Source organism: Arcicella sp. GW458-12-2-14-TSB2, assembly GCF_059423785.1.
In genome coordinates, this window is sequence record NZ_JBWKYN010000193.1 from 1 (window position 1) to 10998 (window position 10998).

The window sequence follows — 10998 nt, forward strand, 5'->3', positions numbered from 1 at the left end:
TTGGAAATATTTGTAATGAAATTTACTCAAAAAATCAAAGAACGTTTATTTTATGAAAGCTAATAAGTCCCTCGCTAGGAATATGGATTGAAACTCGCTCTAAAACCACAATTTTAGATTTTAAATCATTCATCCCACATTCAAACATTATAGCCTTACCTTATGCATATATTCAGAAAATCCGTCCTATTGTTTATCCTTACGGCTACTATTCAGCAAGTGAGTAGGGGACAAGCCACGCTTCCGCACCTCCAGAAAAAAGATAAAACCACTGAATTAATCGTCAATGGAAAGCCTTTTATCATGCTTGGAGGAGAATTAGGCAATTCGTCTGCTTCGACCATCGAAAATATGAAGCCTATTTGGTCAAAACTGAATGCAATGCACCTGAATACCGTTTTGGTACCCGTGTATTGGGAATTACTGGAAAAAGAGAAAGGTCATTTTGATTATAATCTGCTAAAACAACTCATTACCGAAGCTCGTAAACACCAAACTAAAATTGTTTTTCTATGGTTTGGTTCATGGAAAAATAGTATGTCGAGTCATGCGCCAGCATGGGTCAAACTGAATCAAGAGACCTATCCAAGAGCCAAAGACGATAAAAACCAGAGTCAGGAAATCTTAACGCCTTTTAGTGATAACAACCTGCAAGCAGACTTGAAGGCCTTTGAAAAACTAATGACCTTTATCAAGGCATTTGACAGCAAAGAGCAAACAGTCATTATGATTCAGGTAGAAAACGAAATAGGAATGTTGCCCTCCGCTCGCGATTATCACCCTTTGGCAAACGAAGCTTTCAAGCAAGACGTACCTGTTCCATTGCTGAATTATCTATCGCAAAATCGTGAAGGTTTAGCCCCTGAATTGTTGGAAAGATGGAAAAAGAATGGATTTAAAACTACGGGCAATTGGGAAGATATTTTCGGGAAAAGTCTACAAACGGATGAAATTTTTATGGCTTGGTATTTTGCCAAATTTACCAATACCATTACAGAGGCAGGAAAGAAAATATATCCTTTGCCAATGTTTGTAAATGCCGCCCTAAACAGACCCGGAAAAGAACCGGGGAGTGGTTATCCAAGTGCAGGACCACTTCCTCATATCATTGATGTTTGGAAAGCCGCCGCCCCTGCGATTGATTTATTATCTCCCGATTTTTACAATCCTGATTTTAAGCATTGGAATGATTTATACACCAGAAAAGGCGAAGCTTTATTTATCCCCGAACATCGCTTTGATGCTACTGTCATGGCAAAATCATTATATGCCATAGGGCATTATGAAGCCTTAGGCTTTTCTCCTTTTTCGATTGAGTCAACTGCTAAACCCAAAGAAGAACCGCTTGGTAAAGGCTATGAGATGATGAATAAGTTAATGCCGACGATTAGCCGTTATCATGGACAAGGGAAAATAGATGCCGTATTGTTGGATAAGGAAAATACTGAGACAATTATAACAATTGGAAAATATGAGTTTACTTTCCGACATGATTATACTTTAGGATGGTCACCAGAGGCAAAATCAGCAGAATGGCCTACGACGAGCGCCATGATTATCCAGACAGGTGAAAATACCTTTTATGTAGCAGGGTCGGGCGTTGTGGTTACTTTTAAGCCCGTAGAGAAAGAAGCTGGGCACGTCGGCATCTTGAAAATAGATGAAGGAACTTTTGAAAATAACACATGGAAAACATTACGCCACTTAAATGGCGACCAAACACACCAAGGTAGGCACTTGAGAATAGCAGTTGGAGATTATGAAATCCAACAGCTTCAGCTTTATCTGTATAAATAAGGGGGAATAAAAGAGTATAAACATTTAGAGAACCTCAAGAATAGCTAAATTTGCTAGACCTTGAGGTTTTCTGTTTTTAACTTTTATCACATAAAGAGTCACCACGCTATCATCATGAAAAGCTATGCTAAAAAAGCCTTTATCTTTCGAGATTCCGCTATTCAAGTAGAAATCAATGCGCTTGATGCTGTCAAAGATCATCAACGAATAGTGTATTTATTGACGGCTTATGAATTTACTTTTGACATGGTACGTGCCTTGGAATTAGCCCTGTTTCATACCTATGCTAGTCCGAGTATTTCGGGATTGTTGCAAAAGACAGGAGAGTTTGAGCGAAGAGGACAAAAAAGATATGACGATACGGGTATCCTGATTGCCCAATTTATGCAAGCAGGCTATGATAGCGAATTAGGCAAGAGGGCAATTGCACAGATGAATAAAATTCACGGTCATTATCGTATTGCCAACGACGATTATCTATTGGTATTATCCACCTTCGTGTTTTACCCCATCAATTGGATGGAAACAAATGGTTGGCGAAAAATGACTAAAAACGAGCAGTTGGCATTATTCCTCTTTTTTAAAGAAGTAGCCAAACGCATGAACTTAGTAAATATTCCCGAAGATTTAGCTGCTTTAAAATTGTTTGCTGCACAATATGAAGAACAACATTTTTGTTATGCTAAAAGTAATGAAGTAATTGCAGATGCTACTATACAGATTGTTGCCAATTGGTTTCCAAGCTTTTTGAGGTTTGCGGTAAAACCTGTTTTCGCAGCCTTGATTAATGACAAACTACGAGAAGCCTTTGGTTACAAGAAACCCTCTGAGCTATTCTGTGGATTGCTCCATGTCAGCTTTCAGCTAAGGAAACAATTTTTAAAATATATTACGTTTAAAAAATACCCTACAGAAATATCCAATACTTATTATCGAACCTACCCAAACCACGAGTTTACGATAGAAACCCTTGGCCCTGAATATTTAACGCGGAAGAAATAATTTGCAAAAGTCTTTTTTGTTCGGTAAATTTATCTTGTTCGTTTATTTAGAACAATGTATTAAATCCGAACAAAATGAAGAATCAACATGAAATAGCCTATTTGGCAATAGATACTTTGGGAGAAATAAGTCATTTAGAAGCGACATTTCAACCTAGCAAGGATGATAAAATAGATGGATTTTTAACGATAAAAGATAAAGAAAATAACCAAGAAATAAATTTATCAGTTGAGATAAAAACCAAACTACAAAATGCTCATATTGCAAAGATATTATTGCAGAATAATGAGCATGAGCATTTTATCGTAATTGCAGAAAGCATCATTCCTGATTTACGCAAGAAGTTAAGAGCATTGCATATTAATTACTTAGAGATTACTGGGAATGCTTATATTAAATATCCGAATGTCTTTTATTTTGTTGAAAATAATAAAATAAATCCATCAAAACTTTATGAAAGGAATAGTCCTTCTGTAAAGAAAACATTGACAAAAAATGGTTTAAAACTTGTGTTTCATTTGCTTGAACATCCTGCTCTTTTACAGACAACTTATCGTAGAATGTCGGAGGTCGCTCAAGTTAGTCTTGACACAGTGCATAAAACTATTCAAACCCTAAAAAACTTAGGGTTTATTATTCCACTTGATGATAAAAAGGATTATTTGTCAAATATTCCAAAATTATTTGAACGTTGGGTGATTGAATATGATGCAAAACTTAAACCAACTTTGTATATTGGAAAATATAGAAGCTTAGCTAATGTAGGCTGGAAAGATATTGTATTAGATAATAAAAGTAAGTGGGGGGGAGAAGCTGCTGCCGAAATCTTGACAGACTATCTAAGGGCTACAAATCTTACACTTTATACAGAAGATGGAAGAAGTGAACTTATGAAAAAATATAGGCTCGTTCCTGATAATTTAGGAAATATTGACGTATTTCATTCATTTGCAAAAATGGATGAAAGTACTACTCAAACAGTAAGTCCTTTATTAGTCTATGCCGATTTAATAAATTCTACAGATTATAGAAATCAAGAAACTGCACAGAAAATCCATGAAAAATTCATTCAAAATAAGGTATGACGAAATAAGAACAACAACCTTAAGGAGTGTTTTTGAAGCTTTTGAAAGAGCCTTTATTAATATCGGAATTGATTTTTATGTCATTGGGGCTTTGGCTAGAGATTATTGGTTTTCAAAACAAAACATAGAGACCAAAGGGACTAAAGATATTGATATAGCGATTCAAATTGCTGATAATTTAAAATTTGAAGCAATAAAAGAGTATTTAGTAGCATCAGAAGGCTTTACGATTCATAGCGAAAATCCTATTTTAGTATTTGATGCTCATGGTATTCAAATTGATTTGTTGCCATTTGGAGCGGTTGAACAGGATGGGAAAGTTTTTTTAAATAGTCGGGCTTTTCCTGAAATAGATGTGGTAGGAATTAAGGAGGTTTTTGAAAGAGGAGTCATTAAAGTGAATGAAAATGGATTGGTCTTTAAATTAGCAAAGTTAGAAGGAATTGTAATTTTAAAATTTATCGCGTTCAACGACCGTCCAGAAGATAGAGGAAAAGATATTGTGGATATTGGAATGATTTTAAAAAACTATTTCGATATAGCCAGTGATGATATCTATGATTTTCATCAAGATTTATTTGATGAGGATTTAGGAATAGAATATATTGCAGCAAGAGTATTAGGACGAGAAATGCGAAATATTTTGGCATTGTCTCAAGCACTTGATAATAGGATACAAACAATTATTGAGGATGAAATTATACTCAGCCAAGAAAGTTATATGTTGAGAATATTAGTTACGCAAATACCCAATACCAATATTAGTTTTTGGAAAGAAATTTTGGATGAACTTTTGAGGGGAATTAGAGAAATAAGTTAAACTTTTAGTTACTCCGTCAAGTGTTATACAAAAGTTCTATCTTTGTAATGTTTATTAAATCCTTATTTTGTTTATTTGTTTATTAAATGGAAAGTATTGCCCTAACCAAAAGATATTATTCAATTTCGGAAGTTGCACAGATGTTTGATATGAATATCTCTAAACTTCGTTTTTGGGAAGAGCAATTTCCAACGCTTGAACCAAAACGTGACCGCTCGGGCGATAGAAAATATACGCAAGAGGATATCAAACATCTCGAAGAGATTGTGGATTTGGTTGAAAATCAAGGATATACGATTGAAGGAGCGAAAAGGGCATTAGAGCATCAGAAACGTAAAAAACAAGAGAACCAAGCAATTATTGATAAGTTAACAGAAATTAAAAAATTTATGAAGAGTCTCCGAGAAGCGATGGATGAGCCAAACGAGGAGTCGGAAAAACTAGCTGATAGTTGACCTTAATAGTTAAAGTGCCTTAAAAGTTTATCAAATTCTACCTTATTAATATGTCTACAAAAGAAAATTTACCCTATCAGGTTGCACTAACCTTGATTCCTAAAATCGGTGATGTGCTTATTCGTCAACTTATTAGCTACTGTGGCTCTGCCGAGCAAGTCTTTAAAACACCTGTTTCCAAACTACTTAAAATCCCGAATATTGGTAAAACATTAGCCCTGAATCTTCAAGATAAGTCTGTGCTAGACAAAGCATTTGCCATCATTGAAGAAGCAGATAGACAACAGGTTGATTTGCTGTTTTATACCGATAAAAACTACCCGAACCGCCTAAAACAGCTTTATGATGCGCCAGTATTATTGTATTATAAAGGGAATGCCAATTTGAACCATTCCAAGACAGTGGCCATAGTAGGCACTCGGCAATGTACTGAATATGGCAGAAATGTTACGGAAGAATTAGTTGAAGATTTAAAAGATTTTAATCCTTTAGTAATCAGTGGATTGGCTTATGGGATAGACATCGTAGCTCATAAGGCTTGCTTGAAAAACGATGTTCCTACGTTGGGCGTAATGGCTAGTGGTATCGATTTTATTTATCCTTATCAGCATAAAAACACGTCTATTCAAATGCAGGAAACAGGCGGGATTCTTACTGAGCAGATGTTTGGCGTTCAACCTGACCCAAGATTTTTCCCACAAAGAAATAGAATAATAGCTGGAATGTCGGATGTGACAATTGTCATTGAAGCCGCCGTAAAAGGAGGAGCTTTGATTACGGCAGAATATGCCAATAATTACCATCGTGATATTTTCGCAGTGCCGGGACAGCTAGGCAAATCTTTTTCAGAAGGTTGTAATAAGCTAATCAAAGAAAAAAAGGCAGAGATTTATACCAGTATCAAGGATGTCGTTGAAACGTTGAATTGGGATTTAGCAGGGCATGAGAAAAGCAATAGCTTCAAAAATACATTAGACTTGACCAATTTTACTGACGATGAGAGTCAGGTGATGGCATTGCTCCATAAAAATCAGGTAATGGAAATAGATGTATTGGCGTGGCAGTCTCAGATTCATATTGCCAAATTATCGTCATTATTATTGAATTTGGAATTTCAAGGTGTGCTTAAATCCTTGCCGGGGAAGAAATATGCTATTTCAATGCGGTAATCGGCTTTTGGGCTTCAGCTTTCGGATTTGTAGATTATAGTTCCGTTAGGAACGTTATATCGGTAGTAGTAAAATTTTATTAAGCCCTTCTAGCCCCATCGGGGCGAAATATTTCGCCCCGATGGGGCTAGAAGAGAAATGTTGTTTACATTTTTACCGCAATGGAGGCTACCGATATATCACCTCTACGAGGCTATTTTGTTAAACCACCCTATTTTAAGAGATATTCGAGATGACTCATATTTTATATAAAATAAATGCCAGCTCGATAGAACATTACTATACTTTCCATTCCGAAGGATTATGTCTCCATTCTTGCAAAGTAATTTGCTGACTTTCAGAAACGTAGTTTTTAGCTACCGCTTCTTTGATAAGTGTTTCATAATTACTCAAAGTATACACTTTCAAGTTTTTCTCAGCGAAATTTTTATCTGCTATCTCAAAGCCATACGTGAAAATAGAAACCATTCCTAATACGTTTGCTCCAGCTTCACGCAAAGCATCAACAGCTTTTAAAGAACTGCCACCTGTTGATACTAGGTCTTCAATCAAAACTACTTTTTGGCCAGCTTTAATTTTTCCTTCAATTTGGTTGCCCATGCCATGTTTTTTAGGTTCAGGACGAACATAACAGAAAGGAAGGTCGAGCCAATCTGCTACTAATGCTCCTTGTGCAATACCTGCCGTAGCAACGCCAGCAATAATATCAACATCGCTCCAATAAGCTTTAACAGCCGATGCAAGCCCATTTTTGATAGCAGTACGCACTTTTGGATACGAAAGTGTGATTCTATTATCACAGTAAATAGGTGAGTTCCAGCCAGATGCCCATTTGAAAGGTTGGTCGGGGCTTAGTCGAACAGCCTTAACTTCAAGTAACATAGAAGCGACTGTTTCTGCAAGAGTACGTTGTGCCATTTTGGGGTTTTTGTTAAATCTATGTGCAAAATTAAAAACTCTCAGTAATGTTTCGTAACAAAAGTTTAATTTTACGATGAAATATAAATATTCATTTTAATTCACGAGCAAATCATTAGGGAACAATCAAACTAAAAATGATAATTTTCATTAACGAAAGACCTATCAAGGTCATTGGGAAAAAGAAAGCCCAAGCACTCACATCAACAGAATTTGACCACTTAATAGATGCTCAGCTAGAAGCCATTAAAGCCAATAGTCTACAAGGACACGTATTGATTATCAATGTGCTTTCTCCGACGGTCTCTAGGTTATTTACTATTTTAAAAAACGAAGAGCTTCCTAACTTACAATCGATCACGTTAGTTTCAGAGAATAAAGATGCTACTGAAGACCAAATCAAATCTCAATACAAAGTTGTGCGAGCAGCAGGGGGCGTAGTGAGAAATGAGCATGGCAAAGTATTGATGATGTATCGTTTGAAAAAATGGGACTTGCCCAAAGGTAAACTCGATAAAGGCGAATCATTCAAAGTAGCTGCCGTGCGTGAAGTAGAAGAGGAATGTAATGTAAAAGCCAAATTAGATGAAAAAATCTGTACTACTTACCACACTTATACTTACAAAAACGAAGCTATTTTGAAACAAACAAAATGGTATTCAATGGAGCTGATTGATGCTGGCAAAATGAAACCTCAGTTGGAGGAAGGCATTGAAAAACTAGAGTGGATGGATAGAAAACAAATCCATACCGCAATGATTAATTCCTATTATTCTATTCGCTTTGTCTTGAAAAAATACTTTTACGAAGGAGAAGAAAAATAGCCTCAATCAAAAAAGTCTGTATGAAAATTCAATAGAAATACTTCATGGGTTGCACGGGTGACAGCCGTGTAAAGCCATCTGATGAAGTCTTCGTTGATATTTTCGTCCGTCAGGTAACCTTGCTCAACAAAAACAGCATTCCATTGTCCACCTTGCGACTTATGGCAGGTAAGGGCATAAGCAAATTTCACCTGTAAGGCATTCAGATAAGGGTCTTTCCTGATGTCTTCGTTTCTGTGTTTTTTACTGGCTATGTGGGCATAATCAGCCGAAACAGAATCATACAAGGCTTTGTTTTCATCTTTAGACATCGCAGATGTGTTGGTATAAAGCGTACTCAACATTACTTTGGCATCGATGGTCGGATGGTCTTCATAATCAAGCAGTCGGAGGGTAAGCGTAGCAAACCTAAAACCATGCATTTCTTCGATACCCCTGATTCTCATCACCTCCACGAAATCGCCATTGGCCAAAAAGCCCGCAGGCGAATCCTCCGCAAGCCAATGATAATTATTCCTAACAATCATGAGTAAGTCGCCCGTCGATAATTCATCTTCCATCGAAAAGATTTGCTGACGAATATAACGGTTATACTGCACAGCCGTTTTGTTAGAGCGTGTCAGGATAATAGTATTTTCACGACCAAACTTTCGGTAAGCATAATTTAAACCATCTTCCAGTTTCTCCCCTGTCATTTTAAAGAAATCCTTAAAACCTTTTGTATTAAAACTAATTTGAGGTTTTTCGTCTTTTAGAATATCACGCAGATTGGTCGCATTAAACAAAATGCCTGATTCTGCATCCTGACGCATTACTTCGGTTAATTCCTGTTCCATCACACCCACATGGAACTGACCCTCCATATACCCTTTTTCAAGGGCAGGAGACATCAATTTACCCACAGGAGGTAATTGGGCGGTATCGCCCACAAAAATCACTTTATTGAAATTATAATCTGTCTCAGGATGTGTAAAAATAAATTTCATCAAGTCGGTCAATAACCCAGGAGTGCCAAATTCAGCATCATCCGAAATCATAGAGGCCTCATCAATAATAAAAATAGTTTTGGTCGCATAATTATTCTGTAATTGAAACTCCAAACTACCCGTGTATTGATTAGCTACTTGTCTGTAAATCTTTTTATGTATTGTCAGGGCTTTGTTTTTGGAATAATTACCCATCACCTTAGCTGCACGCCCCGTAGGAGCAAGGAGGATAGCCTTGTATCCAAATTTAGGCAACACCTTCATAATCGTACTTAGCACAGTAGTCTTACCTGTACCAGCATAACCCTTCAACAAAAAGCATAAAGGACCAAAATCGTCTTGATTAGGAATGAATTTATCCATTTTCAGGAAAAGGTCTAATTGCCCATTGGTAGGTTCAAAGGGGAACTTTTGGCGTAGTAAGAAGGAGGGGGTGGGTTTTTCTATTGACATTTATTCAAAAATATATAGGAGTTCTTCAATGAAATTTCGGTAATCGTAATCGTTAATATCAAATTCCTCTATTGGATTAGACATTTCTCTCTTGAAATTCCGAATAGCTCTTAATCGCATTTTAATAATACTTTTATCATTTAAATTAAAAACTTTTATAGTTTCTTTTGCTCGTTCTGTATGTACTATTCCATTTCTTTCATTTATTAATATTTCGCCTGAGCTTGTATCAAAAAGAAAATAATCACTTGGGTTATAATCGTCAGCATCTGGTCTTAAAATCAAATCGCTATATTGAGCCAACTTAGGTTTATTACATCCTCCACAAGCTAGGAATAGATTTGTCCAATCGTATGCTAGTCTTGTGAATTCAGGTTTACTAATAGGTTTGAAATGATCTATTTGAAGGTCTATTTTACCTCTTTCATCAAGCGGATATTTATCACAATATGAACAATGATTGTGTGTTAAGCTACCAAGAGCCTTTACAATTTCATCATGATAATTTGTAGCGCCTTTTCTCCAACTCAGTTTGTGTGTAGGATTTTGTTGTCTTTTTTTGAGAAATTTTTCAGTCCATTCTTTTGATTTCTCTTTTAGTATTTGAGGTTCTGATGCAGGACTTCTAGTTATTTTATACATTTGAACACTAGGCGATAACTTGTTTACGAATTCTGTTAATTTGATGTATCTGTGGAGTAATAAGAGACATAATTTCGTCAGGTCTAGTTTGATTTTGAAAGATTGAAATAATTTGTTGCCACCTTTCCAACCTTACTTCATTACCTTTTAAAATTTCTCTGGTGATTTCTCTAAATTCTTTGAGTAGTATTTCAATGTCTTTACCATATCGCTCTTTAATACCAAAAACTTCTTCTAAAATAGTATCGTAGCTTTCAGCATCTTCTGTTAAAACCGGCTCGCCATCCAAAACTGCATAAGGACCTTCTTTCTTTAATTTATGCACCCAAGCACCATCTACAGAACCCACTACAAAAGGAGAATGCGTAGAAATAAAAATCTGCGCATTTTTAAAGAGTTTTTGAACGACAGGCAAAATTTTACGTTGCCAAGCTGGGTGAAGATGTACTTCTATTTCGTCTAAGAAGAGGATGAAGTTTCGGTCGAAAATATCTATTTCGTTATTCCACGGAATTCTATCTAATCTCATAATTAAATCTCCCACCCACGAAACAATACTTCTTACACCATCAGGAATTGTATTAAAGTGTTGTTCAACTCCATCTATTATTATTACAACTTGAAGGTCTTCATCTAATTTGAAACGAACTTCTTTTTCAATAATAGTTTCAATTACTTCATATATTTTTGATACAGATTCAACAATTTTTTGAGATTTCAGTTGCTCATTTTGTGAAATAGCCAAAGCTGATTTCATAAGATAATTTCCAATCCAATTGAGTAAATAATCAGTATTTGTTGATTTTGAAAAATCCAGAGCATCTTCAAATGGATTACTGTTTAAAGG

Annotated in this window: 11 protein-coding genes; 7 read left to right on the forward strand and 4 right to left on the reverse strand. The window is 35.9% G+C overall.

What is annotated here, in order from left to right:
- Positions 1-162 precede the first annotated feature (162 nt).
- From AC07XN_RS20700 to dprA, 6 genes are all read left to right on the forward strand, one after another.
- A complete protein-coding gene (locus tag AC07XN_RS20700) occupies positions 163-1797 on the forward strand; it encodes a GH35 family beta-galactosidase (RefSeq protein ID WP_494744420.1) in 1635 nt (544 codons plus the stop codon).
- A 114-nt stretch (positions 1798-1911) separates the two neighbouring features.
- Positions 1912-2799: an oxygenase MpaB family protein gene (locus tag AC07XN_RS20705; protein WP_494744421.1), complete on the forward strand. Its 888-nt coding sequence runs from the start codon at positions 1912-1914 to the stop codon at positions 2797-2799.
- A 74-nt stretch (positions 2800-2873) separates the two neighbouring features.
- Positions 2874-3884 (forward strand): type IV toxin-antitoxin system AbiEi family antitoxin, encoded by a 1011-nt coding sequence (locus AC07XN_RS20710; protein ID WP_494744422.1) that lies wholly within the window; start codon positions 2874-2876, stop codon positions 3882-3884.
- Positions 3856-4704, forward strand: coding sequence for a nucleotidyl transferase AbiEii/AbiGii toxin family protein (locus tag AC07XN_RS20715; protein WP_309919494.1), 849 nt, complete (start codon positions 3856-3858; stop codon positions 4702-4704). Before AC07XN_RS20710 ends, AC07XN_RS20715 begins: the two co-directional genes overlap by 29 nt.
- A gap of 86 nt (positions 4705-4790) precedes the next feature.
- Positions 4791-5159, forward strand: a complete 369-nt coding sequence (locus tag AC07XN_RS20720) for a MerR family transcriptional regulator (RefSeq protein ID WP_323250382.1) — start codon at positions 4791-4793, stop codon at positions 5157-5159.
- Between the two features lie 50 nt (positions 5160-5209).
- The gene (gene dprA, locus AC07XN_RS20725) at positions 5210-6328 is read left to right on the forward strand and encodes a DNA-processing protein DprA (RefSeq protein ID WP_494744423.1); all 1119 of its coding nucleotides are present in this window, start codon (positions 5210-5212) and stop codon (positions 6326-6328) included.
- A 279-nt stretch (positions 6329-6607) separates the two neighbouring features.
- Here dprA and pyrE read toward each other — a convergent pair whose 3' ends face one another.
- Positions 6608-7246 carry an orotate phosphoribosyltransferase gene (gene pyrE, locus AC07XN_RS20730; protein WP_309919504.1) on the reverse strand — a complete coding sequence of 213 codons (639 nt, stop codon included), beginning with the start codon at positions 7244-7246 and terminating at the stop codon, positions 6608-6610.
- A 137-nt stretch (positions 7247-7383) separates the two neighbouring features.
- Between pyrE and AC07XN_RS20735 the strand changes: the two genes are divergently transcribed.
- Positions 7384-8070: an NUDIX hydrolase gene (locus AC07XN_RS20735; RefSeq protein ID WP_309919507.1), complete on the forward strand. Its 687-nt coding sequence runs from the start codon at positions 7384-7386 to the stop codon at positions 8068-8070.
- A 2-nt stretch (positions 8071-8072) separates the two neighbouring features.
- On the opposite strand, the gene AC07XN_RS20740 is transcribed toward AC07XN_RS20735, so the two are convergent.
- From AC07XN_RS20740 to AC07XN_RS20750, 3 genes are all read right to left on the reverse strand, one after another.
- Positions 8073-9509 (reverse strand): ATP-dependent DNA helicase, encoded by a 1437-nt coding sequence (locus AC07XN_RS20740; protein WP_494744424.1) that lies wholly within the window; start codon positions 9507-9509, stop codon positions 8073-8075.
- Positions 9510-10151: a retron system putative HNH endonuclease gene (locus AC07XN_RS20745; protein WP_494744425.1), complete on the reverse strand. Its 642-nt coding sequence runs from the start codon at positions 10149-10151 to the stop codon at positions 9510-9512.
- A gap of 7 nt (positions 10152-10158) precedes the next feature.
- The coding region (locus AC07XN_RS20750; RefSeq protein WP_494744426.1) for an AAA family ATPase at positions 10159-10998 on the reverse strand (840 nt) is incomplete at its 5' end.

Coding starts and splice junctions, on each gene's coding strand:
- AC07XN_RS20720 (WP_323250382.1), top strand. CDS start 4,791: ATGGAAAGTATTGCCCTAACCAAAAGATATTATTCAATTTCGGAAGTT.
- AC07XN_RS20710 (WP_494744422.1), top strand. CDS start 2,874: ATGAAGAATCAACATGAAATAGCCTATTTGGCAATAGATACTTTGGGA.
- AC07XN_RS20715 (WP_309919494.1), top strand. CDS start 3,856: ATGAAAAATTCATTCAAAATAAGGTATGACGAAATAAGAACAACAACC.
- AC07XN_RS20735 (WP_309919507.1), top strand. CDS start 7,384: ATGATAATTTTCATTAACGAAAGACCTATCAAGGTCATTGGGAAAAAG.
- AC07XN_RS20705 (WP_494744421.1), top strand. CDS start 1,912: ATGAAAAGCTATGCTAAAAAAGCCTTTATCTTTCGAGATTCCGCTATT.
- AC07XN_RS20745 (WP_494744425.1), bottom strand. CDS start 10,151: ATGTATAAAATAACTAGAAGTCCTGCATCAGAACCTCAAATACTAAAA.
- AC07XN_RS20740 (WP_494744424.1), bottom strand. CDS start 9,509: ATGTCAATAGAAAAACCCACCCCCTCCTTCTTACTACGCCAAAAGTTC.
- dprA (WP_494744423.1), top strand. CDS start 5,210: ATGTCTACAAAAGAAAATTTACCCTATCAGGTTGCACTAACCTTGATT.
- AC07XN_RS20700 (WP_494744420.1), top strand. CDS start 163: ATGCATATATTCAGAAAATCCGTCCTATTGTTTATCCTTACGGCTACT.
- pyrE (WP_309919504.1), bottom strand. CDS start 7,246: ATGGCACAACGTACTCTTGCAGAAACAGTCGCTTCTATGTTACTTGAA.